We start from the raw sequence: 22,873 nt of genomic DNA on the forward strand, positions 1-22,873 counted from the left end.
TAATTGTACTTCTAGGGATAGCAGTGTTTGCCAGTGGATGCATTGGAGGGGGAGGTGCAAAGATAGTCTGGGCTTCTACCCAGCTCAACCCACCAGAAGAGAGAGCGTTTGTTTTAAACGAGCTAATTCCTCCATTCAAGGAGGAGACAGGGATTGACGTAGAGTTTGTTCCACTAAGCTATGCTGACCTCTCAACTAGACTTGAGGCTGAGATGAGCTCTGGAGAAGTAACCCTAGATGTGGTTGCAGACCTTCACGGGGGATTGGATTACTTCAACTCCAAAGGATGGCTAACTGATCTTTCCGGAAAGATAAAGGAACTGCAAGGAAGAACATTTATTGAGAGCTACCTACAATACGCCACAGATCAAAATGGAAAAGTATTCTACGTTCCATGGATGAGTGCTACCTACGTAATGGTGGTCAATAAGGAAGCATTCAAGTACCTGCCTGAAGGCCTAACTCAGGAAGATGTAATGAAGGGGACGGAGAAGTGGACTTACGATGCCCTCCTAGAGTGGCTTGAGAATATATACAAGCAGACTGGAAAGAAGGCCTTTGGATTACCCGCTGGTCCAAAGGGACTACTCCATAGGTTCATCCACGGCTACCTATACCCAAGCTTTACTGGGTATGAGACAAAGAAATTCGATAGCCCTGAGGCCCTAGAGATGTGGGATTACTTCAAAGACCTCTGGGAGTACACTAACCCAGCCTCAACAACGTGGGATGCCATGGCAGATCCTCTACTGCAAGGGGATGTTTTGATTGCATGGGATCACACAGCTAGAATAAAGAATGCAATAACCACAAAGCCCGATCAATTCGTTGTAGTCCCAGTTCCCAGGGGGCCAAAGGGAAGAGGATTCATTGTTGTTCTAGCCGGACTTGCCATACCCAAGAATGCTCCACACCAGGAAGAAGCATGGAAGTTGATTGAATACTTAACAAGGCCAGAAACCCAGGTTAAAGTAATGGAGAAGGTAGGATTCTTCCCAACAGTTAAGGAGGCAAGCAATGCAGTTCCTGAGGGCCCACTAAAGATTTTAGTTAACGGAGTTACTGCCCAGTCCTCAACAAGCGATGCCTTAATCGTCATGATCCCCAACCTGGGAGAGAAGGGTGGAGAGTTCAGCGCAATTTACAGAGATGCCTTCACTAGAATAGTACTCAACGGAGAGGATCCAGAGAGTGTGCTGAAAGAGTTGGGTCCAAAGCTTCACAAACTCTTTGAAGAGGTAGGAGTTCCAGAGCCTTGATTTTATTCCCTTTTTTCTTTCTTTTTAGGTGATGGGCAATGAAAATAAGAAGTTCTCATATTCCCTACCTTTTAATTTTACCGGCCGTGGCTTACCTAGCGTTTTTCATTGGCTATCCTCTGATTCAAGCCCTTTACCTAGCTTTCACTAAGAATGGCGCGTTTTCATTGGATACAGTTAGGAGAGCCACTTCTGATCCAATGTTTTGGCAGGCGCTAAAATATACAATTCTACTGGCTATAACCATAGTTCCCCTCCAACTTATCCTCGCATTGATACTGGCTTTGGCCGTTAATGGGTCATTTAAAGGAAGAGATTTCGCTATATACGCCCTAGTTATACCTTTAACGATAAGTGATGTAGCCGCTGGCTTGATTTGGTATACAATGCTTGCCGATTATGGATTTTTAAATAAGCTTCTCTTGAACCTGGGATTAATTTCAGAACCAATTCACTTCTTCGGGTATGAATATAGGATGATGGAATTCCTAGCCATAGTTATTGCAGAAGTTTGGAGAGCTACTGCCATAGTCTTCGTAATTTTGGTTGCAGGACTTCAAATGATAAGTAAGGAGTATCTAGAGGCTGCTGAAGTTTTTGGAGCTGGCTACTGGACAAGACTTAGGAAAATAGTAATTCCAATGCTAAAGCCCAGCATTCAAAGCGCCCTCATTATTAGAACGCTCTTCGCCATGCAGGTCTTCGGTATTGTCTGGATATTAGCGGGAAGAGACATCCCAGTGTTGGCCGGAGAGGGATTCTATCAATTGGTGGAGATAAAGGATTATGGAGTGGCCTCAATATACGCCTTAACAATAGCTGCATTATCAATACTCCTCGGAGCATTGTACATTAAGTTCCTGAAAGCTGAATATCTGGAGGTGAGAACATGAACGAGAAAACACTTTTTATGCTTAAAAAAGTCCTATTTTATGCGTTCATCTTTACCGTCGTTGCCTGGATAATAATTCCCCTCATTGTTTCAGCCCTCTACGCGTTCTCAACAAAGACAGATTACTATGACCCAAACAAGGTAATACCCACCAGCTTTACTTCGGAGTGGGTAAAGATAATCCTCTTTACACTTGGGGCCTGGGATGGAATCAAGAATAGTGTAATTGTAGCTTTACTAACAATAGCAATCTCGTTTTTGCTGGGAGTTCCAGCGGGATATGCTATTGCAAGGTACGTATTTAAAGGTAAGGACACAATAAAGCTTTCCATAATAGCACTGAGAATGTTTCCAATTCCAATAATGGCGATTCCATTGGTTGTCCTCTACATAAAATTACATCTAGTTGATACACTCCTGGGTGTTGCGTTAGCTCATACTGCTATGGCATTACCCTTTGTAGTATTGATAACTTCAAGCATATTCGCCAGTGTTGATAAAGAGCTGGAAGAGGCTGCGATGGTCTTTGGCCTAACTAGATTTGGGGCATTTAAAGCGATAACTCTACCTCTAGCTCTTCCTGGGTTAGCCGCGGCTGCAATGTTCACCTTTGTAATGAGCTGGAATGAGGTATTTGTTGCTTCAGTATTAACCCTCAAAAACAGAACCCTACCTGCTCAAATCCTCTCCATAGTTGCGGGCGCAGCAGGAGGTGCAGCTCCTGCCTACTACAAGTTCGCGGCCGCCTTTATAATGGTTCTACCAGCAATGTTGTTCATATTCTTCGCTAGGAAGTACCTGATAACCATGTGGGGAATAACACTGAGGTGATAAAGATGGTTGAGGTAAGGTTAGAGAATCTCACAAAAAAGTTTGGAGATTTTACCGCAGTTAATAGCTTAAATCTCACGATTAAGGATGGAGAATTCCTAGTGTTATTGGGCCCCTCAGGATGTGGAAAGACGACAACTTTGAGAATGATTGCAGGGCTTGAAGAACCAACGTCTGGGAAAATATACTTCGGGGATAGAGACGTCACATACCTCCCTCCAAAAGATAGAAATGTAAGCATGGTTTTCCAGAGCTATGCCGTGTGGCCTCACATGACAGTTTATGAGAACATAGCCTTTCCGCTTAAGATCAAGAAGTATCCAAAAGATGAGATAGAGAGGAGAGTCAAGTGGGCTGCAGAGCTCCTGCAAATTGAAGAATTACTTGACAGATATCCAGCACAGCTCTCTGGAGGACAGAGGCAGAGAGTCACAGTTGCCAGGGCCATAGTTGTAGAGCCAGATGTATTGCTTATGGATGAGCCGTTAAGCAACTTGGATGCTAAATTAAGAGTCGCTATGAGGGCTGAGATAAAGAAGTTGCAACAGAAGCTTAAGGTCACTACAATCTACGTAACCCACGACCAAGTTGAGGCAATGACTATGGGAGATAGAATTGCAGTAATGAACAGAGGAAAGTTACTCCAAGTTGGCTCGCCTACTGAAGTTTACTTAAACCCCAACTCCGTCTTTGTAGCCACCTTTATAGGAGCTCCAGAAATGAATATTTTAGAAGTTTCAGTAGGCGAAGGATACCTGGAAGGAGAAGGATTTAAGATAGAGCTCCCAGATGACATAATGGAAGCATTGAGGAACTATATAGGGAAAACCGTTCTCTTTGGAATACGTCCCGAACATATGGTAATTGAAGGGATAAGCGAACTTGCCCACATGAGAAGAACTGCAAAGATAAAGGGAGTTGTGGATTTCGTTGAGGCACTGGGAACAGATACAATAGTGCACGTTAGGTTCGAGGAGTCAATTATAAAAGTTAAGCTTCCTGGCCATATTCCTTTGGAGATAGGAAAAGAGGTATCTGTGCTAATAGATCTAGACAAGATTCATATATTTGACAAGAATTCAGAAAAGGCCATAATTTAATTGACATTTTTTCAAATATCCTTCTTTCCTTGTTTCTTTATCATGCATTGATGGTGCAACATTAATTGTCTAAATGCCAGCTAGGTAGTTAAACTCTTCACCAATTTACTAGAGTCATTTATGGATATTTTAGCCAAATGCTAATTTTCTTTCCACAACCCATAAAAGCTACATATTTCCCAGGGTATGATTGGACAAAATATCCAAAGGGGTGAAAGCATGGAAAAGGTGGACATCATCCACGAGTATGCAAGGTGGGGAAGTCTTGACGTTCTGGAGAACGCAAATAGATACCCAGGACCTAGTGGATTCTTTGCCTATGTAATGGAAGAGGCATTAAAAAGTAGCTTAAGCTTAATTCCAGAGGTCGGATTAAGGGCTCACTTCTCAGGGGATATTTACATCCACAAACTTCCCTATAGTCTCTACATCCCCTATTGTACAGGGCATAGTATTGCCAGGTTACTCAAGAGAGGGCTAAGAACACCAACAATAACTTCCAGACCAGCCAAGCACTTCGACACCTTCGTTGACCACATTGCAAACTACCTAATAACCCTACAACACTACTTCTCTGGTGCACAGGCTTTCTCAAGCGTTGAATGGTATGCTGGACCATTCATAAGGAAGGAAAATCTAGATCTAAGAAAAGTAAAGCAAAATATTCAAAGGTTAGTCTATAACCTAAATTACCCAACAAGAATTGGCCTTCAGACCCCCTTTACGAACTTTACGGTAACTCTCGATGCTCCAAAGAAAATGCTTGAAGGAGATTACGCAATATACAATGGAGAAGAAGTAGCTCCTCTAGGTGAATATGAGAGAGAGGCTAAGATGTTCATATTGGCACTAACCGAAGTTCTTAGAGAAGGAGATGCCATAGGTCAACCTTTTACGTTTCCAATTCCCACGCTTATGGTAACTGCAGATATGATTTGGAATGACCCCGAAGTTTTTGAAGCTATCTTTACCACAGCTGCTAAACGAGGAAGCTTCTACTGGTTGAACACCAACGTTGTTGATCCAGATGCAAGCTATGCAATGTGCTGTAGGTTAAATATAGACAAGAGGGAATTCACATATACATTCTCGCTAGATGAAGATGTAGAGAAGCTCGAAAGGCAAAGATTTGGTGGATTATGGGCAATGCCTGATGTCACAGGTTCTGTAAATGTTACGACAGTTAACCTTCCCAGGATTGCTCTTAAAAGCAGAGATGAAGATGAGTTTTGGGAAGAATATGAAAATACTCTTGAAATAGTTAGGACGACGACCGAATGGTTTAGGAATAGGTATGTGAAGTTACTCTCCACTTATCCCCACATGTATAGCATGATAAGGGATTACCTAGAGGAGTTTCCATCTAGCCACTTTAACACTATTGGAATCCTGGGACTTCCGGAGGCTGCAGCAATATACCTTAACTATCCAGAGTTGTGGAAAGAAGGAAATAGAAGAGATTGGATCGAGGCTGCAAGGTTAATGAAGAGAATGGTGGAGTTCGCCACAGAAAAGGCCAGGAAATGGATGAAAACTACAAGAATCCCATGGAATGTTGAAGAGGTTCCTGGAGAAAGCGCAGCAGCTAAGTTGGCTCTCAAAGATATAAGGGACTTTCCAGAGTTGAAGGAATATATAGATGATCCTGAGAATCCTATCTACTCAACTAGCATATCTCCCTATTATGGCTCTCTTGAACTGGGAGACAGGATTAGAATTGAAGAAATTGTTCAAGGGAGCTTCACGGGAGGAGTGATGATGCATATATTCTTGGGAGAAGAGCCAGACCCTGAAGCTTTAGCCGAGCTAACCAAAAAGCTAATGAAGACCAAACTAGTGTATTGGAGCTACACTCCAGCTTTAACGGTCTGCAACTCATGTAAATCTTCCTTCACAGGATTATATACAAGTTGTCCCAGGTGTGGAAGTCACGATGTAGAGGTATGGAGCAGGATAATAGGCTATTATAGACCATTGAAGAACTGGAACCCATACAGGAAGAAAGAGTTCTGTAGAAGAAGACATTACTCAGCCTGAGGTGTCTCTATGCTTATCGGAGGTTGGAAGGCAGTAAGCATGGTGGACATTCCCGGAAAAGTCACTTTTACCCTTTGGCTTTGTGGGTGCAATCTCAGATGTCCATTTTGTCACAACTGGAAGCTTGCCCAGGGAATAGAGTGCCTTAAAGTAGAGAAGAGGGAGTTAATTGAAGAAGTTGAGAGAAATTCATACCTCGTAAATTACTTCCATGTGACGGGAGGAGAGCCACTAGTTCAGTGGAGAGAACTTCGGAATCTTCTTATGGAAGTTAGGAAATATATTCCAGTGAGTCTTAATTCAAACCTCACATTAGTGAAACCCTTGGAGAAGATAATTGACTTTGTAGATCATATAGCTACGGATTTAAAGGCTCCACCAACCGAACTTTATGGCCTACCAAAAAATGTTTCCCTCAAGCTTTGGCAGCTATTTTTGAAAGGTCTAGAAATAGTCTCTGAAAATTCCATACCGCTAGAGCTTAGAATTCCTGTGAGCAGGGGATTCACCACTAAAGAAATTATGAAATGGGTCAAAGAAGGCCTAGAAAGGATAGAGACAGATTTCTATGTTGTGCTAAATCCCCTAGTGGGGTCTCCCTTAACAAATCCCAGGGATGAAGAGTGGTGCAACAAACACTGTTGGGCCGACAGAGAAATTGAGTTAATAAAAGAAAAACTGGAAGAGATGGGAGTGAGGAAGATTATCATCAGGAAGTATTCTTGAGCTCTTCCCTTATTCTTTCTATTTCAGCCTTAATTTCATTGAGGTTGTTTTTGACAAACTCATATCTAATCTTCTCAACAAACCCCTGAGAAGTTCCCATAACAATTTCAACTTTTGAAAGTTCCTTTGTATTTGGATCAAAAGTAACGTTTCCCTCAATGTACTCAATCTTCCATGCACCTTGTATATCGTATAGAATCTCGCTGTCCTCCTTAATTATCCTTAGCACACATTCTCCATCGCACTTTACCTCCACTTTTGTAGAGTTGAACTCCATGTTATTAAGTAAGAGAAGCTCAATTTCTCCCCCTGGGAAAGCCATTTTTCTAGCCATGGTAACGTTAAATTCTTTAGAATCTTCGAATTTCCGAGTTTCATTATCCATTGTCATTACGAAAATTAAACTGCCCTCATTGTTTTCCCATGTTATGACGGACTTTGAAATCCAATTTTCTCCTTTACTTTCCCTATAAGACAAGACCAAATTAGGATATATCACCGCCTTGCCTTTTGAAGTTGCGAGGATTTCTCTTGTCGTGGAGTTTAAAAGTTCTAAGTTCCACAGAACTCCAAATGTTGTTGTATTTTCCAGCTTTGCATAAAGTTCTTCTTTTGATACTTCTGTCGTTGATGTTCCTCTATTAATGCATCCCGCCATAATAATGCCAGATACGACAATCAACACAAACAGGAAAATTTTTCTCATGACATGCACCTTCTCTCTCTTCAACTTTTATACTATATAAAAGTTTATACTGTCAAGATAAACAGGAGAGGTGTTAGAAAAGAACTCCTGTTCACCCAAAAAAGTATTCTCAAAATAGGAAGGAGTACAACATCTTCAAACTCGCCAAAATTTAAAACCAACTTGAAACCCTCCCCAAGAACCAAATACTCAAAACCACCAAGCAGAACTGTAGAATCCGACTTCTCTTCCATATGTAGATGGGATTCCGACCATGACTGGTGAAAGGAGCTATCAGGCAGATGATCGAACGCCCTGACTCATTCTTTCGGATTTTCACTGCTACGTTGTTGAGTGGCCAAATTGATTGAAAACGTTTAATCTTCCAATTCTAATTTTTCTCCAGCTAGGTTGAGATAGGGCACTACCGTGTTTTTTGGTCCATTGACTATCAAGATTCTGGCAAGTCCAAGGCTCTTTATTTTCTCGCATTCAATGTACAGATAGTCACCGTTCCTCGTGTAGAGCCTTGAAAACACCACTTCCATGGGACCCTCCTGCCATTTCCCAAAGTCTTGAACAGAGGTGAAGTTAAGGTGCTCAACATCCACTCTAATCCTTTCAAGGATAATCTCAAGAGGACACGAACAACTAGCCTCAACCCTGTGGGGCTCGATTATCCCTCCAAAAACTGGTTCAGGCCAGAAAACCCACTGTCCCCTGTCGAGCGGGATGAAATAGTAGGCAACTCTCAAGCTTCCACCTGATCCCCAAGCACTGCCTAGTTCAATTCTCTCTGGTCTAGAACCCTCCCCCAAACAGCTTCCATACTCGTACTGGATATAATGCACCAAACGCTTCGTGTCCTTTGGGAGTGTTACCTCCCACTCCCCTCCCCATATCACACACTGTGGTGAGATGCCCAGCTCTTTAGTCCAGTTGCTTTCTTCACCGTTGAAAAATACTGAGATGACCTCATTTTCTCTAACTTCATAAACATACTCTTCAGAGAAGAAAACAAACTTATCTCCAACGATCTTCACTGCAGTGGTGGGCCATAAGGGGGAATATGGGACAGAAGGAAGACAGTCGGTGGAGAAATTGCTCATCGAGAGTTTACACTCAGAGTTCCCACGTGGAAAGATACGTGCAAGAAGAACCAGGGAGAAAAGAAAAACAAAAACAATGGCGCCGAAGATGAACTTCTTTTCCAACCGAATCACTCCCTGACAGTTGTGACTACGTATGGACATACACCATCCAAGCACATTTTCATCGGGGTTCCCCCTACGGGGGTTTTGGTGTAGTTTTGTGGAATTTCATCCCAATTCTTTGTTTTTCTACTGCCATAACCCCATAGGGGTTGGTCTTCATCGGCCCTTCATCGGGTTTTAAAACCCTTCAAACCTCCAACCCATTCAGGGTAACCCCAGAGCCCCACATCCGAAGGTTCAAGACCACCCCTCTTGGGGTATTAACCGACCCCGCATGCGGAGCAAACCAGAGTACATCCTCATCCTTTATATATTTTCCCCATTGTTTTCTATGAAATCATGCAAAAAGAAAAACAGTTAGAAATGGCTTCACTGTTGTTACCATAGCGTCTACTCAATTGCCGACCCTTACCCATCCTGTCGGAGGATTCTCCCAAGTTGTATGGACGTATATTGCTGGCGTGTTCGCATCAATCTTCACGTTACATTTGGGCCGAGTTGAGTGCTAGTTCATAACGTTGAAGGAGCGGACAAGGCGTTTCTGGAATAAGGACTTTTCACAGGGTTGTTTTTCTATTCATCTTCTAGTATAACGTTAGGTTTACTCTAGGTTTAATACTTCTTTGATGATGCGACTAAATGACTTTGGGAGATGATGTCCCACTTATTCTGTGGAAAGGAGGCTGAAGTGAGGGTTTTTCTATTTTTCTTTTTAATGCTTGTTATTATCGGGTTGCCATGTTTTTGGTAATTGTATCACTCAAACTCTTCCTGGTTAGATTTTATTCTGATTTTCATTGCCTTGTTAAACTTTTGATAGTAAATCTTTTAAGGTTTTGGATTTGCTATCCATTGGACTCTGTGGGGGTGTTCAAGAATGTGGAAGAAAGCCCTTGCCGTACTCTTCGGGTTTTTGATTTTGGGACTGACTGTTAGCAGTGCTACCGCCATGGCAAGCTCTGCTAACAGCACGGTGAACAGTACCATAACGGTTCCGCCAGAGTTTAATCCCGAGAAAAAGCCCGGGGACGAGGTTCGGCCGCAGTTCTGGTGGATTGGTCTTATAATACTTGATGCCGCAGCGAGCTGGTTCCTTGAGCACTACGTTTCCCCGGAAGTTGCGGCAGTCTATGATGCGGTCACAATACTCATTGACCCAGCTAAAATTGCAGAGAAACTAGGAATTAAGGGGGCAAAACTCGGAATTAAGATCATCAGCCGCAATAAGGTGCTGATCGGTCTCTTCAAGGATAACAAAGTCGTTAAGGAAATCACGTACGCTTCCAAAGAGGCTGCAGAATGGGTGAGTAACAAGCTTGGAAAAGACTACATAGGGAAGATCGTTGAAAAATACGTTGTCAAGGACGGGGGATTAAGAAAAGGTGAGGATTTTGATGAGGTAGCAAAAGCCCTAAAGAGAATATACGAACTGGGAATAACTAACGGTGATGCCAGACGGTTCATTGTTGACAAAGGCTGGGACGTTAAGAAACTAGAGAAAGTCCTTGAAGACGTGGAGAGCGTCAGAGGAGGTGACGAGTTAATCAAGAAGATCAATGCCGATTTCAGAGACGAGAAAACTCTAGGCCCTCTCTACGAAGCAGAAGTCGTGAGTTACCTGAAGCATGAGGGATGGATCATCAAGGAAGTGGAACACGATTTTAAGCTTCATGGCGAAACTGGTGATATTGACATCATAGCTCAGAAGGGTAGTGAGAGAGTTTACATTGAGTGCAAGAGAAAGAGCAGTAAGATCTCTGAAGAGCAATTGCTGAAAGAGGCGGAATACGCTAACATGAATGGAGTGGAGAAGCTCGTCGTGTACTACTCGCGGGATACTGCTAGTATGGGGCAATGGTACAGAATCAGAGAGGCAGTCCGCGAGGCAAAGGCTAAGTATGGAGTGAACATTGAACTTAAATACCACGGTTCGGAATTCAACTGAGGGGGGTAATAGAAATGGGGGTTGATTACTTCCTATATTTTATTTTTGACAAGTCTCCTGAAGATATTGAACGCTTCATTAGTTCAAATTTAAAAGTCCGACTCCAGGAGCCGGATGAATCCGATAGGAAGTTTATGGAGATTGAAAGGCAGGCGTTCCTCAAGAGGGGGCTTTTGAAGTACCCAATAGCGTTTGTTAAAAAGGGAGGCCTATGGTCAAACACTCCCCTGGAAACCTCAGACGAGAGTTTCTGGCCCATCGAGTACTTTGACCTAAGATTGTTCACGGTTGGAAAGTATTCCCTACTCGAACTTAAGCCTCAACCGAGAAGCTCATGGATGTTCGTGAAATCCAGTGACCTCCTGAATTTTCTAAAGTTCTTTATGCGAGAGGACTTTTTAATGGTGTCAGGATATAATGATGGGATTGACCTCACCAAAATAGGTCTAAAAGAAGATGATGAGTTCCTTCTCTACATGGAGCTCGTTTCCATCATCGAGAAGAAGGAGAAAATACTCCCCTCTGGCCTCACTGTGGTGAAAGCCAACCTACTCCCTCTCGAGGATGGTTTCTACGAGCTGATTGAGAGGCCTGGGAGGGAGAGGAAAGAGTACGTTCTCATAAAAAGCCTGGACGGGTATAAAATCCTCGTCTCAGTGTGGGAGAGTAGTTTGACTTATGAAGACTCTTACCAGGAACTCCTGGAGGATAAGACCTTCTTCAGCCAGAAACTAACTGCTACAGTCTTTAAAAGGATTGGGAAAAAGGTCGAAGATGAATTCCTTGTAAGGCGGGCTGAAGAATACTTCAAAGCACAGGTGGGTGAAGATGGAAGTTGATTATTTTAGTGTTTTGAGGGGGCTGGGAGAATTTTGGTTCTTTTGGTGTTTAATCAGTCAGTAAGTTTACCAACTCGCATACAACGGGCAGGAGCTGGTAAAGAGCGTCAAGACTAACATTTGGGGAACCAGAGTAGAGATTGGCTATGGTTATATCAAGAAGAATTGGGGAGGGCTTAAAAAGGAAGCCATCATAGTAAAACCAGTCATCACAATAACCAGGGACAAAATCAAAGCCATCGAAGACCCATTTTAACCCGAAAAAATTCGGTCAGCTCCTCGCAAAAGCATGGCTCAACGGATGGGACGCTGAAAAGGCGAAGACTGTAGTAGAAGAATTCCACGATGAATACAGGGTAACGTTCAGAGGAGCTTCATGTGGGAACTTTCCCCCAGGCAGAGTTGTGCTGACAAAAATAGGGGTGCCCATATAGTGGGCAGGCATGTATTTGGAGTCTACGAGTACGATGGACAGGCAGACCCAACGATATTCCCAAAATACCTGACAATGAGGGAGATTGTGATTTTAATCAAGGAGACAATTGAGACAGGAAAGTGACCTGTGATCCAAGGGATCCTGAGAGAATAGTAATACGGAAAACATTTCCAGAGCTCAGAACAGATTCTCACACGTCAAAAACTTTAAGGGTTATCTTAGAGTACGACAAGTCAAAGGCACTATACAGAATTATCACAGCATACTTGGAAAGAAGGAGGTGAGTGCATGTCTTTCTCCTTTTCTTTTCTCGGGTGGCGCGAGGCCCTTCAGAGAAAAGTGTCACTGGACGACCTGACAATAGCCATAGAGTATGGGGACTAGGTTATCCCGCTGGGGATCTGCACCGCGAAGGACGCCATCAGGGATGTTATTGAAGCAATAACCTTTGCTGTTAACTTATGCGAGGGCGTCAGGGAACTTCACCTGAGGGCGGGAGAGGTTGATGTACTCCTATTTTCCGAAAAATACTGCCAGGAGGACTTAGTTTTAAACTTCGGTACCTACGATCCCATGTCATATGTGCGCATCAAGAAAGGAAAGGATGGCATGCACCTCGAAGTCTACCGGGAGGACAAAAAAGGTATGTGGAAGGTCATAGAAGTCCCCGTGGAGCTTTTCGTTGCCTCTTCAATTCGGTTTGTCTCAACCTTCCTGAGAGAATTCCCGGATGATGGGCTTAGGGAGTGGCTTGGGCTTGCAGAAGACCTTGCAAGGAGAAGAGGTATTCTCCCGGCGGTAGAGAAGTTCGAGATAAGGGTCGAATGGGTGGGCGAACTGAGAGGTAAAGACAGTACAATTCCAGTGGTTTACGCCATCATAAGCTGTGGAAGGGAAGTGTTTAGCGGGCTCGTTGAGCCGGTGAGCTTTGCCGGCTCGCTGTTAGACGTCCTGAGGGTTATCCGTGGCCTGGAGAACAGGTGCCAGGCCAAGCTAATGCCATACGAAGACGTGGTAATGAGGGTATTCTCTCTGCTTGGAGAGGAGCCTTTGGAGTACCTCGTGCCGTTCTTCGGGAACGAATGGCCGAGCCCACTGTTCGTCTTTAAAAAGAACCATGAACTGATTTTTGTAAACGTCAAGACCGGCTCGGTGGTGAAGGCCGGCATGAGGGAAGTGGAGGAGGATGTCATAAGGACTGTGAAGGAAGGAGGTTATTGATAGACTTGAAGAACGGGGAAAAGCGCACTGGCTCAGGGGAGAGTTTGAAGAGGGTTATTGAGAAGTGGATAAACCGAACAGGTTACCAAGCGGGGTGCCGATGATCTCGCACCCAGAAAACTGCAAAAATATGAAGAAAATTTCATCGGAAGTTGGGCAGTAGTATTGGTTAGACAGTAAATTCCAATGACTCCCCTCCCCTGGGGTTGGGAAGTGGGGATGTGGAGACTGTGCGGTATAATTCCCGGCTTGATTCTCCGCCTGGTGATGTTACTGAATGGCTTCAGGAGGCGATCCCCTAGTTATCCTGGCAGTATCCTTTGATAAAGACAAAAAAATTAAAAACGATAATATTAACTTGTTGGTGATTGGAATTAAGATACTGCAACACGTTGTGCAAAGCTATACCCAAAGAACTATACTGCACAAGGGACATACCAGGTTCACCATTAAACAAACTATATGCCTCTGAGTCAGGGGGAAGAGTTAATGAATGCAATAGAAGTCCATAATCTCTCTAAAAGTTATGGAAAAATTAAAGCTCTTGATTCCCTAACCTTTTCAGTTCAAGAGGGGACAATTCTTGGAGTTATTGGGCCAAACGGGGCTGGCAAAACAACATTAATACGAATTCTTAGTTGCCTGCTAAAACCTGATCACGGGAAGGTAATCATATATGGTCATGAAATTAGCTCCCACTGCGATGATAATATCAAAAAACTCTTTGCACTCCTTCCTCAAGAAGCAAGAGTTCACTTTTATACATTAACACCATTCGAATACATCTATCATTATCTCCGTATGAGAGGGATTACAAAGGAAGAGGCCAAGCTTCGAGCTGAACAAGCCATAAAAGAGTTTGATATCGAGTATTCAAACAGGATAATGTCAACGCTTTCAGGAGGAATGGTTAGGAAAACTTTGCTTGCCATGATCCTCTCGGCCGATGCCAAGATTTATTATCTCGATGAACCCACGGTAGGCCTTGATGTTAAAAATCGGTTAAATTTGTGGAGGATACTTAGAGAAAAAGCCAAAAACTCCACCATAATAATGACAAGCCACTATTTGAATGAAATTTCCAGTGTATGCGACAAAGTACTTCTTCTCAAAGAAGGCAGGATAGTTGCCTTTGGACCGCCCGAAAAAATCGGGCGACAGTATCTCTCGGATTTTTACTCCAAGATAGTTGTCTTTGGCGAATTCAGTGGGGAGCACCTAACAAAAAGAGCTGGCAAAAACACTTTTATCTACGTTAAATCAAAATCAGAGGAGAAAGAAGTTATAAACAGACTAGAAGAACTTGGACTACCTTTTAAGAGGGAAGAACTGACCATTGAAGACATATTCCTCGTGGGGGATTTAAAGTGAGTATCCTGGCAATAATGGAATACTATAAAAACGCCCTGATGAAGAGTAAAAGCTCAATGTTAAGCTTCGCTATACAACCACTTTCCTTCATCTTTATTGTTTACGTGATTAGCGGAGGCAAATTCCTTTCCTCAGCGCTTGCTGGTGCAATCGTTAGCTTCATTGTTGGCGTGGGGATGGCAGATCTTCCAATAGAACTGGTAGGGATGAAGGTTCGCTCAAAGTTTTATGATATTATCATGTCCCTACCAGGAAATTCGGCAGAGAAAATGCTTGGCATCTCCCTTGGCATAAGCTTACCCGCCATGCCATATTTGGCGATACTCGTAATCATGCTCCTCGCAAAGCTTGGGCTTCATCACATAAAATATATAGTGCTTAGCATCGTTTCCCTGTGGATATGGAGCGTGACCATTGGAATGTATATAGGGGTTAAAATCAAAGAACCCCTCACAGTCATGAGGCTATCAACGGTTTTAACAACTGTACTCACGATTTTTCTTCCGGTCTATTATCCAATAAACCTCGTGCCCAAAAGTTTGCAGCCTTTCCTTTTGGCGGTTCCTACTGTTAGTGCATCACACTTAATGGCCTCCAACTCCCCGCATTATGCAGAGCTATCTGCTGTATCCTTGATGCTATGGGTAGTTTTGTGTTTAATATTAACTTTCTTTGTTGAAATTAGAGAGTAGGGCTGTGCTCTTCCAGCTTTGAAGGATGGAGGACTGTTTCATGATTTGAGGAACTCCTCTGCCGCTTCCCCCTCATTTCTCCCTTCGAAGTCGAGCATGTAGTTGGGCATTCTCATAACCTCCGCGGTTATTTTGCCCTCAAGTGTGGGTTTGCTCACCCTTACATCATACTCAAAACCTTCCTTTCCAGGAGCTTTCCAATTATGTGGGCAAGTATTTTTCTATTCGTTGAATGGCTTTGCGCCAATCACAAAGCTTCATATCCTCAACCTACCCCCTCGGGCTTTAATCTCCTCTCAATATTAGGAAAACTCAAGTCTATGAAGACGGCCATCATTATAGCTGGAATCAAGCCGGCCAAAATCTTGTCCGTGTTGAAACTCGCAAGCCCTTCAAAGACAATGCTCCCCAAGCTGCTGCTTCCTATTATTGCTGGCTATTGAATTCGCCAAAATTGCCGCAAAATTTATGCCAGCGAACATGGCCGGTGGAAAGCGAACGTATCTTACGATCTCCCACTCTGTAAGCCCAATGCCTCTAGCCGCTTCCACCATCGCTTCATCTACCTCGCTGGGACCAACATACGTATTCTTGACTATAGGAAGAAGGACCCTCAGGAATATTGCAAAAACCGCAGGAGTAAAACCCTATTCCAAGAAGGGGGACTACTATCGCAACAACGGCAAAGCTTGGTATTGCTTGTACGAGGTTTGCAAATCCCATTATAAGTGAGGCTAACCTTTTACTCTTGAGTGAGAGTACAGCCAAGGGTATTCCGACCGCTATGCTGAGAAAGAGAGATCCGTAAGTTAGTATTATATGCTCCCCGCCCTAAAGGGCGAGGCTTTCACAAGGTAAGTTATGGATCCTCCAGAAGCTCTTTGAAGAGTTTTATAGAGATTCCAACTTCCCGAACGATAGCCCTCAGTAAACCAGTTTTCAATCTTTTGTGGAGGGGAACAACAATCATTTTTTCCCAGGGCCAATGAGAATAACATGAGATCCTCTCTGCCGAGCCACAACATAACCTAACTTCTGAAGAGCCTTGATTACTTCTTGGCCAGAAACGTCTCTTGGAAGCTTCATAATGATACCTCAACAATGTGGCTTTTATCGGAATATTTAACGAATTTCTTCATTGTTTTCCTGATTTGCCTCTCCTCAAGGACTTCAAGGTAAAGTTCAATGGCTTCCTTTATGTTTTTGAGAGTTTCTTCTTCAGTTTCACCCTGAGATATGCACCCTGGCAAGGCTGGAACGTAAGCCACGTACCCTCCTTCTGGTTGAGGTTCAAGAATGACCTTAAACTTCATAATTTCCACCCAACTAATAATTGAAAATTGAGATTATAAAGTTACTCTCTTGAAAACCTATCCCTCCAAAGGCTCAATGTAAAGAATGTGAGCCTTGTTGATGATTATCCTCCCACCCTCAGGCGGGAGTAAATTAACAAAAAGGGTCCTTAGTCTTCAAGATACCCTCAAATTCCTCACCATTGGCAAGCTTAACCTAACCCTCTGCTTGTGCAAAACGGCCACGTAATTAGAGTTCTGAAACATCAACCAACCAAGAAAGCAATGTTAAAATTGAACGAGATTATAAATGAAGAGCGGGAGAAGGTGGAGAAAATCGAAAAGGAACTAAAAGGAATTAAAAGAAGACTAACCTACAAACTTAGTATCTAGCTCTTAAGTGACTGAAAATTTTTATGATCCTTTTTCAGTTACTTAAAGAACTGTATAAAAATTCCAGAGAAACTTATTTTCCTTGCTTCTGTCAACTGAGGCGACTAATATTTTCATTTTTCCACAGTCCTTGTGGGCTGGAGTTATGGGAGATTCCTCCTCGCTCCCTCAAGGCGCCCCTTCAAAACCTCAGCACAGATGTTCCTTACCCTTACTGCATCTAAGAGTTGACCGAAAAGTTTATAAGCAATCCAAAGGAACCTATGTATGGAGAACACATAAAGTAACTAAAATCTAAGAAAAATTTAAATTAAAAAACAAAGGAGGTGGTTTGGGATGGCCCAGTTAGCAGGTCAACCCATTCTGATTTTACCCGAAGGAACCCAAAGATACGTCGGTAGAGATGCACAGAGAATGAACATTCTTGCCGCAAGGATTGTTGCAGAGACCGTAAGAACAACCCTTGGGCCAAAGGGAATGGACAAGATGCTAGTTGACAGCCTTGGAGACATAGTAATTACAAATGACGGTGCAACAATTCTCGATGAGATGGACATCCAGCACCCAGCAGCTAAGATGATGGTTGAGGTCGCAAAGACTCAAGATAAGGAGGCTGGTGATGGAACGACAACTGCAGTAGTAATTGCTGGTGAGCTCCTAAGGAAGGCTGAAGAGTTACTAGACCAGAACATTCACCCAAGCATAATCATTAAGGGTTACACCTTGGCAGCTCAGAAGGTTCAAGAGATACTCGACAACATAGCTAAGGAGGTCAAGCCCGACGATGAGGAAATTCTATTCAAGGCCGCAATGACATCAATTACCGGTAAGGCAGCTGAAGAGGAAAGAGAGTACTTAGCCAAGCTTGCAGTAGAGGCAGTCAAGCTCGTTGCAGAGGAAGATGGTGGTAAGTACAAGGTTGACATCGACAACATCAAACTTGAGAAGAAGGAGGGTGGAAGTGTCAGAGACACCCAGCTTATAAAGGGTGTCGTCATCGACAAGGAGGTAGTCCACCCAGGAATGCCAAAGAGAGTCGAGAAGGCTAAGATCGCACTAATTAACGATGCACTTGAGGTCAAGGAGACCGAAACCGATGCCGAGATAAGAATTACCAGTCCAGAGCAACTCCAGGCCTTCCTCGAGCAAGAGGAGAGAATGCTCAGAGAGATGGTTGAGAAGATCAAGGAAGTCGGCGCTAACGTAGTCTTTGTCCAGAAGGGTATTGATGACCTTGCCCAGCACTACCTCGCCAAGTACGGCATAATGGCAGTCAGGAGAGTCAAGAAGAGCGACATGGAGAAGCTCGCTAAGGCCACCGGAGCTAAGATTGTAACAAACATCAGGGACCTCACACCAGAAGATCTCGGTTACGCCGAGCTAGTAGAAGAGAGAAAAGTTGCTGGAGAGAACATGATCTTCGTCGAAGGCTGCCAGAACCCCAAAGCCGTAACAATCCTCATCAGAGGTGGAACTGAACACGTAGTCGATGAGGTAGAGAGAGCCCTTGAGGACGCCGTCAAAGTTGTCAAGGACATCCTTGAGGACGGTAAGATCGTTGCCGGTGGCGGTGCTCCAGAAATCGAGCTCTCCATTAAACTCGACGAGTACGCTAAGGAAGTCGGTGGCAAGGAGCAACTAGCTATCGAGGCCTTTGCAGATGCTCTCAAGGTAATTCCAAGAACACTAGCAGAGAACGCCGGTCTCGACCCAATTGAGACACTCGTTAAGGTTATCGCTGCCCACAAGGAGAAGGGACTAACCATTGGTATCGATGTATACGAAGGTGAGCCAGCAGACATGTTGGAGAGAGGAGTCATTGAACCAGTGAGAGTCAAGAAGCAAGCCATCAAGAGCGCTAGTGAGGCAGCAATAATGATCCTCAGAATCGACGATGTCATTGCTGCCAGCAAGCTCGAGAAAGAGAAAGAAGGAGAAAAAGGAAGCGGAGGAAGCGAGGACTTCAGCAGTGACTTAGACTGAAGTTCCAATACTTTCTTCCCTTTTCTAGTTGTCTTTTCTTCTGAAAAAACCTAGTATTTTAGGTTGTCTGTCTTTTGTTCAATAGTTGCTCCAATACATTTAAATATGACTAATTTTTTCAAGCTTGGAGGGCATTATGATACCAAGGATAATGAGTACCCAACATCCTGACAACTACTCGATACCGTTCTTTGCTAGTACTCCAATACTGGAGGGAGAGGATGAGATAACTGAAGCATTCTATGCCTTCAGTGTTCTTGGAGCAGATGAGCAAATGTGGGACTTTGAAGGAAAGGAAGTTGACGAATTTGTTGTTAAAAAACTTCTTGAGAGATATCCAGCATTCTTCAAGAAAAACATTCTTGGGAAGGATGTTCGACTAACTCCAAGAGTCCCTAATCCCAGTGTAGAAAAAGAAGAAGCAAAGTTACTTCTCGAAACCCTCCAGGGAGTTGCAAGAAGTGCGGATTATGCGAGGATATTCTACGGAGACGAAATAGCTCCAATATTTGAGGTAATCCTTCCAATGACAACAAGCGTAGAGGAAATTGAGAGAGTATACTGGCTCTATAAGAAGGCAGTTGCTTGGATAAGTAGGGAGAAAATTTATGATATAACAGTAAGGGAGTGGATTGGAGACTTCTTCCCAGAAAAAATTAATGTCATCCCTCTGTTTGAGACAAAAGCTGCTCTAATTAAAGCAGCGAAAATAACTAGGGAGTATATACTAAATAGGAAAGACGAAATTGACAGTCAAAGAGTCTTCTTTGCTAGAAGCGATCCAGCAATGAATTATGGTTTAATTACAGCAGTTACTTATGTTAAAAAAGCCCTCTATGACATTCTAAGGGTAGAGGAAGAGCTCAGTATTCCAATATATCCAATTATTGGCGTAGGTGGACCTCCAATGAGGGGAGGAATGAGACCAGATAACGTTGATGCAATAATGGAAGAATATCCAAGTGTTCAAACGTTTACAATCCAGAGTTCCTTTAAGTACGACTATCCAGCAAGAGATGTAGTTAAGGCAGTAGAGAAAATTAAATCAACAAAAAGAAAGTCTCCAATTCCAGTCGAAATTCCTCCATTTCTAGCCAACTATGAAGCAGAATACCAAAAGCAAATCAGAATTCTTGCGCCTCATATAAATAGAGTAGCGAAGAGAATACCTAGAAGAAGGAAAAGAAAGCTTCACATAGGACTATTTGGGTATTCAAGAAATGTGAACGGAATAACATTACCTAGGGCAATTACATTCACAGCTGCCCTCTATTCCATTGGAATTCCTCCGGAGCTTCTTGCATTAAATTCACTTACCGATTCTCAACTTGAAACAATTTCAGAATACTACATTAATTTATATGAAGACTTAGAATTTGCCATGAAATTCTTCTCCCCCAAAATTGCTGAAAAAGTAGGATTGAAAGAGTTAGCAGAAAGAATCAAAGAATTCAAGCCAGAACAAATTCCCGAGTATATTGAAGAGGCGGAATTGGTATTTAAGGAAGAAGGGGATATAATGAAGTTAGCTCAGTTGAGGGGATTTCTTGGATAAAGCCCATATACCTCTACACTTTTTTCTCTGAGAGGGAGAGGAAAAATGAAAGTAGCAATAGTTGGGGGTGGCCTCGCAGGTTTAACCGCTGCAATATCATTGGCAAGAGAGGGAATTGAAGTCACGGTATTTGATCCAAAACCTAGAGAATCCAATTCATATCTAGCCCAAGCAGGAATAGCATTCCCAATAAGTGATGGGGATTCACTTCTTTCCCATGTAACGGACACCATAAGAGGAGGGAAATACCTGAACGATATTAGCGTTGTATGGAATGTAATCTCCAAGTCAACAGAAGCCTATCATTTTCTTACTTCCCTGGGAGTCGAGTTCACTAACAGAGAGCTTGAGGGAGGTCATTCTTTTCCCAGAATTTTCACGATTAAAAACGAAACTGGAAAGTACATAATCCCTGTATTGGAAAAGCACGCAAAAGAAGTGGGGGTTAATTTCATAAGAAAATTTGTGGATGAAATCGCTATTTATAACAAAAAGGTTATCGGAGTTTTTGTTGAGGGAAGCCTACTTTATTTCGACGCGGTAATAATAGCTTCAGGAGGATTTTCTGGTTTATATAGATTCACCGCTGGCAACTCCGAGAATTTGGGAATTCCAATAGGGGATTTAGCACTAAAAGGAGTTCCCTTAAGAGACATAGAATTCGTCCAATTTCATCCCACAGGCTTCATTGGAAAGAGAACCTATCTGATAAGCGAAGCTGTGAGGGGAGCTGGAGCAAAGCTAGTAACTGGAGAAGGTGAAAGGTTCGTAAACGAACTAGAGACAAGGGATGTTGTTGCTAGAGAGATATACAGAAAAATGCTCGAAGGCAAAGGAGTTTTTCTAGATGCTACTGGAATTGAAGACTTTAAGAAGAGGTTTCCATACATATACTCCTTCCTCAGAAGAGAAGGAATAAATCCAAAGAGAGATTTAATTCCCGTGACTCCCGTGGCCCACTATACGATTGGTGGGATAAGTGTTGATGCATTCTATAGAACCCCTGTCAAGGGATTGTACGCTATAGGGGAGGCAGCATGTAATGGATTCCATGGAGCCAATAGGCTAGCAAGTAATTCACTTCTTGAGTGCTTAGTTTCAGGGATAGAAGTTTCAAGAACTATTATTAGGGAGAAACCCAGGGGAGAAAGAAGAGAGGTTAAGTATTATGGATACGAGCTGGGAAACGTTGACGAAGTGAGAGAGATAATGTGGAATCATGCAGGAATAATAAGGAGAGAAGAATCCCTAAGACTTGGCCTCAAAAAATTGAAAAAAGTTGAGGCCGATCCAAGAGTAAAGCTCTTAGCAGAAGCTGTCCTGAAATGTGCCTTAGCGAGAAAAGAAAGTAGAGGAGCGCATTACAGAGAAGATTATCCCCACTCAAGGGAGGAATTTAGAAGGCCAAGCATTTTCCGTGAAGGAACTTGTATGCTCTAAAAAAGTTATTAAGCCCAATTTCCCAATTTTAATTTGGGGGAACCTTATGGAGAAGATTGAGGAGCTTAAGAGGAAAATTGAAAAATTAAAGAAAGATAGAAATGCAATAATCCTTGCTCACAACTATCAGCTTCCTGAAGTTCAAGATGTAGCAGATTTCGTTGGAGACAGCCTTGAACTCGCGAGGAGGGCAACAAAAGTTGATGCAGAGGTCATAGTTTTTGCTGGAGTTGACTTCATGGCCGAGACTGCTAAGATATTAAACCCAGATAAGATAGTTCTAATCCCTAATAAGAGGGCCACATGTGCAATGGCCAACATGCTCAAAGTTAAGCATATACTTGAAGCTAAGAAAAAGTATCCAAATGCCCCAGTTGTTCTCTATGTTAATAGTACAGCTGAGACCAAGGCCTACGCAGATGTTACTGTAACGTCAGCAAATGCAGTTGATATAATTAAAAAGCTAAACTCCGATGTAATTATCTTTGGCCCAGACAAGAATTTGGCTCATTACGTAGCGAAAGTTACTGGGAAAACCATAATTCCAGTCCCACCAGAAGGGCACTGCTACGTCCACAAGAAGTTTACAATTGAAGACGTTGAGAGGGCCAAAAGGCTCTATCCCAATGCCAAGCTCATGGTTCATCCTGAGTGCAACCCAGAAGTCCAGGAGCATGCTGATATAATAGTCTCAACGGGGGGAATGATAAGAAGAGCATGTGAGTGGGACGAATGGGTTGTTTTCACAGAGAGGGAAATGGTGTATAGGCTGAGCAAGCTCTATCCAAACAAGAAGTTTTATCCAGCCAAAGAGGATGCAGTGTGCGTTGGAATGAAGGCCATAACACTGCAACATGTGTATGAATCCCTAAGGGATATGAAATATGAAGTCACCGTTCCAGAGGAGATAGCCGAAAAGGCAAGAAAAGCCATTGAAAGAATGCTTGAGATGAGTTGAGGTG

Annotated in this window: 21 protein-coding genes and 1 pseudogene; 17 read left to right on the forward strand and 5 right to left on the reverse strand. The window is 43.1% G+C overall.

All coding sequences use genetic code 11. From position 1 onward, the window contains the following. The first annotated feature begins 2 nt into the window (after positions 1 to 2). From PWP39_RS04500 to PWP39_RS04525, 6 genes are all read left to right on the forward strand, one after another. The gene (locus PWP39_RS04500; protein ID WP_288072844.1) at positions 3 to 1,259 is read left to right on the forward strand and encodes an ABC transporter substrate-binding protein; all 1,257 of its coding nucleotides are present in this window, start codon (positions 3 to 5) and stop codon (positions 1,257 to 1,259) included. 38 nt (positions 1,260 to 1,297) lie between these two features. After that, the gene (locus PWP39_RS04505) at positions 1,298 to 2,152 is read left to right on the forward strand and encodes a carbohydrate ABC transporter permease (protein WP_011013110.1); all 855 of its coding nucleotides are present in this window, start codon (positions 1,298 to 1,300) and stop codon (positions 2,150 to 2,152) included. Next, complete coding sequence (locus tag PWP39_RS04510) at positions 2,149 to 2,982, forward strand: carbohydrate ABC transporter permease (protein WP_288072846.1); 834 nt, start codon at positions 2,149 to 2,151, stop codon at positions 2,980 to 2,982. The genes PWP39_RS04505 and PWP39_RS04510 overlap by 4 nt, the downstream gene beginning before the upstream one ends. Positions 2,983 to 2,987: 5 nt before the next feature. Continuing rightward, a complete protein-coding gene (locus tag PWP39_RS04515; RefSeq protein ID WP_288072847.1) occupies positions 2,988 to 4,082 on the forward strand; it encodes an ABC transporter ATP-binding protein in 1,095 nt (364 codons plus the stop codon). Positions 4,083 to 4,301: 219 nt separating this feature from the next. Then, complete coding sequence (locus tag PWP39_RS04520) at positions 4,302 to 6,119, forward strand: anaerobic ribonucleoside triphosphate reductase (RefSeq protein ID WP_288072848.1); 1,818 nt, start codon at positions 4,302 to 4,304, stop codon at positions 6,117 to 6,119. Between the two features lie 9 nt (positions 6,120 to 6,128). Beyond that, complete coding sequence (locus PWP39_RS04525) at positions 6,129 to 6,845, forward strand: anaerobic ribonucleoside-triphosphate reductase activating protein (RefSeq protein WP_288072849.1); 717 nt, start codon at positions 6,129 to 6,131, stop codon at positions 6,843 to 6,845. Here PWP39_RS04525 and PWP39_RS04530 read toward each other — a convergent pair. Beyond that, the gene (locus PWP39_RS04530; RefSeq protein WP_288072851.1) at positions 6,829 to 7,551 is read right to left on the reverse strand and encodes a hypothetical protein; all 723 of its coding nucleotides are present in this window, start codon (positions 7,549 to 7,551) and stop codon (positions 6,829 to 6,831) included. The two genes, PWP39_RS04525 and PWP39_RS04530, sit on opposite strands and share 17 nt — an antisense overlap. Positions 7,552 to 7,907: 356 nt before the next feature. Next, positions 7,908 to 8,744: a hypothetical protein gene (locus PWP39_RS04535; protein WP_288072853.1), complete on the reverse strand. Its 837-nt coding sequence runs from the start codon at positions 8,742 to 8,744 to the stop codon at positions 7,908 to 7,910. An 877-nt stretch (positions 8,745 to 9,621) separates the two neighbouring features. Here PWP39_RS04535 and PWP39_RS04540 point away from each other — a divergent pair. The 7 genes and pseudogenes from PWP39_RS04540 to PWP39_RS04570 all read left to right on the forward strand — a co-directional run bounded on the left by PWP39_RS04540 (position 9,622) and on the right by PWP39_RS04570 (position 15,248). Then, complete coding sequence (locus PWP39_RS04540; RefSeq protein WP_288072855.1) at positions 9,622 to 10,689, forward strand: restriction endonuclease; 1,068 nt, start codon at positions 9,622 to 9,624, stop codon at positions 10,687 to 10,689. Between the two features lie 14 nt (positions 10,690 to 10,703). Beyond that, on the forward strand, positions 10,704 to 11,528 hold the full coding sequence (locus PWP39_RS04545) for a hypothetical protein (RefSeq protein ID WP_288072856.1): 825 nt from the start codon (positions 10,704 to 10,706) through the stop codon (positions 11,526 to 11,528). A 433-nt stretch (positions 11,529 to 11,961) separates the two neighbouring features. Next, positions 11,962 to 12,087 carry a hypothetical protein gene (locus PWP39_RS04550; protein ID WP_288072858.1) on the forward strand — a complete coding sequence of 42 codons (126 nt, stop codon included), beginning with the start codon at positions 11,962 to 11,964 and terminating at the stop codon, positions 12,085 to 12,087. Then, on the forward strand, positions 12,084 to 12,248 hold the full coding sequence (locus PWP39_RS04555; protein WP_288072859.1) for a hypothetical protein: 165 nt from the start codon (positions 12,084 to 12,086) through the stop codon (positions 12,246 to 12,248). Before PWP39_RS04550 ends, PWP39_RS04555 begins: the two co-directional genes overlap by 4 nt. Positions 12,249 to 12,537: 289 nt before the next feature. Further along, on the forward strand, positions 12,538 to 13,185 hold the full coding sequence (locus tag PWP39_RS04560; protein WP_288072860.1) for a hypothetical protein: 648 nt from the start codon (positions 12,538 to 12,540) through the stop codon (positions 13,183 to 13,185). 540 nt (positions 13,186 to 13,725) lie between these two features. After that, positions 13,726 to 14,556, forward strand: a pseudogene (locus tag PWP39_RS04565) (ABC transporter ATP-binding protein); the annotation flags it as partial. Continuing rightward, positions 14,553 to 15,248, forward strand: a complete 696-nt coding sequence (locus PWP39_RS04570; RefSeq protein WP_288072864.1) for a multidrug transporter — start codon at positions 14,553 to 14,555, stop codon at positions 15,246 to 15,248. The pseudogene PWP39_RS04565 and the gene PWP39_RS04570, both read left to right, overlap by 4 nt. Positions 15,249 to 15,640: 392 nt before the next feature. Here PWP39_RS04570 and PWP39_RS04575 read toward each other — a convergent pair whose 3' ends face one another. From PWP39_RS04575 to PWP39_RS04585, 3 genes are all read right to left on the reverse strand, one after another. Next, complete coding sequence (locus PWP39_RS04575; protein WP_353851436.1) at positions 15,641 to 15,871, reverse strand: ABC transporter permease family protein; 231 nt, start codon at positions 15,869 to 15,871, stop codon at positions 15,641 to 15,643. Between the two features lie 343 nt (positions 15,872 to 16,214). Next, positions 16,215 to 16,334, reverse strand: coding sequence for a type II toxin-antitoxin system HicA family toxin (locus PWP39_RS04580; protein WP_288072866.1), 120 nt, complete (start codon positions 16,332 to 16,334; stop codon positions 16,215 to 16,217). Beyond that, positions 16,331 to 16,561, reverse strand: coding sequence for a type II toxin-antitoxin system HicB family antitoxin (locus tag PWP39_RS04585; RefSeq protein ID WP_288072867.1), 231 nt, complete (start codon positions 16,559 to 16,561; stop codon positions 16,331 to 16,333). Before PWP39_RS04585 ends, PWP39_RS04580 begins: the two co-directional genes overlap by 4 nt. A gap of 708 nt (positions 16,562 to 17,269) precedes the next feature. Between PWP39_RS04585 and thsB the strand changes: the two genes are divergently transcribed. The 4 genes from thsB (at position 17,270) to nadA (ending at position 22,869) form a co-directional block, all read left to right on the forward strand. Next, positions 17,270 to 18,916, forward strand: coding sequence for a thermosome subunit beta (gene thsB / locus PWP39_RS04590; protein ID WP_288072869.1), 1,647 nt, complete (start codon positions 17,270 to 17,272; stop codon positions 18,914 to 18,916). Between the two features lie 136 nt (positions 18,917 to 19,052). Further along, positions 19,053 to 20,471 carry a phosphoenolpyruvate carboxylase gene (gene ppcA / locus PWP39_RS04595; RefSeq protein ID WP_288072871.1) on the forward strand — a complete coding sequence of 473 codons (1,419 nt, stop codon included), beginning with the start codon at positions 19,053 to 19,055 and terminating at the stop codon, positions 20,469 to 20,471. Positions 20,472 to 20,516: 45 nt separating this feature from the next. Then, the gene (locus PWP39_RS04600; RefSeq protein WP_288072873.1) at positions 20,517 to 21,911 is read left to right on the forward strand and encodes an L-aspartate oxidase; all 1,395 of its coding nucleotides are present in this window, start codon (positions 20,517 to 20,519) and stop codon (positions 21,909 to 21,911) included. A gap of 46 nt (positions 21,912 to 21,957) precedes the next feature. Continuing rightward, positions 21,958 to 22,869 carry a quinolinate synthase NadA gene (nadA, locus tag PWP39_RS04605; protein WP_288072874.1) on the forward strand — a complete coding sequence of 304 codons (912 nt, stop codon included), beginning with the start codon at positions 21,958 to 21,960 and terminating at the stop codon, positions 22,867 to 22,869. Positions 22,870 to 22,873 lie beyond the last annotated feature (4 nt).

The sequence above is a fragment of the Pyrococcus sp. genome (assembly GCF_030153625.1).
Lineage (GTDB): Archaea > Methanobacteriota_B > Thermococci > Thermococcales > Thermococcaceae > Pyrococcus > Pyrococcus furiosus.

Bases quoted from the DNA above. Each gene is read 5' to 3' on its own strand.
- PWP39_RS04505 (WP_011013110.1), top strand. From the start codon at position 1,298: ATGAAAATAAGAAGTTCTCATATTCCCTACCTTTTAATTTTACCGGCC.
- PWP39_RS04510 (WP_288072846.1), top strand. From the start codon at position 2,149: ATGAACGAGAAAACACTTTTTATGCTTAAAAAAGTCCTATTTTATGCG.
- PWP39_RS04515 (WP_288072847.1), top strand. From the start codon at position 2,988: ATGGTTGAGGTAAGGTTAGAGAATCTCACAAAAAAGTTTGGAGATTTT.
- PWP39_RS04520 (WP_288072848.1), top strand. From the start codon at position 4,302: ATGGAAAAGGTGGACATCATCCACGAGTATGCAAGGTGGGGAAGTCTT.
- PWP39_RS04525 (WP_288072849.1), top strand. From the start codon at position 6,129: ATGCTTATCGGAGGTTGGAAGGCAGTAAGCATGGTGGACATTCCCGGA.
- PWP39_RS04530 (WP_288072851.1), bottom strand. From the start codon at position 7,551: ATGAGAAAAATTTTCCTGTTTGTGTTGATTGTCGTATCTGGCATTATT.
- PWP39_RS04540 (WP_288072855.1), top strand. From the start codon at position 9,622: ATGTGGAAGAAAGCCCTTGCCGTACTCTTCGGGTTTTTGATTTTGGGA.
- PWP39_RS04545 (WP_288072856.1), top strand. From the start codon at position 10,704: ATGGGGGTTGATTACTTCCTATATTTTATTTTTGACAAGTCTCCTGAA.
- PWP39_RS04560 (WP_288072860.1), top strand. From the start codon at position 12,538: ATGTCATATGTGCGCATCAAGAAAGGAAAGGATGGCATGCACCTCGAA.
- PWP39_RS04580 (WP_288072866.1), bottom strand. From the start codon at position 16,334: ATGAAGCTTCCAAGAGACGTTTCTGGCCAAGAAGTAATCAAGGCTCTT.
- PWP39_RS04585 (WP_288072867.1), bottom strand. From the start codon at position 16,561: ATGAAGTTTAAGGTCATTCTTGAACCTCAACCAGAAGGAGGGTACGTG.
- thsB (WP_288072869.1), top strand. From the start codon at position 17,270: ATGGCCCAGTTAGCAGGTCAACCCATTCTGATTTTACCCGAAGGAACC.
- ppcA (WP_288072871.1), top strand. From the start codon at position 19,053: ATGATACCAAGGATAATGAGTACCCAACATCCTGACAACTACTCGATA.
- PWP39_RS04600 (WP_288072873.1), top strand. From the start codon at position 20,517: ATGAAAGTAGCAATAGTTGGGGGTGGCCTCGCAGGTTTAACCGCTGCA.
- nadA (WP_288072874.1), top strand. From the start codon at position 21,958: ATGGAGAAGATTGAGGAGCTTAAGAGGAAAATTGAAAAATTAAAGAAA.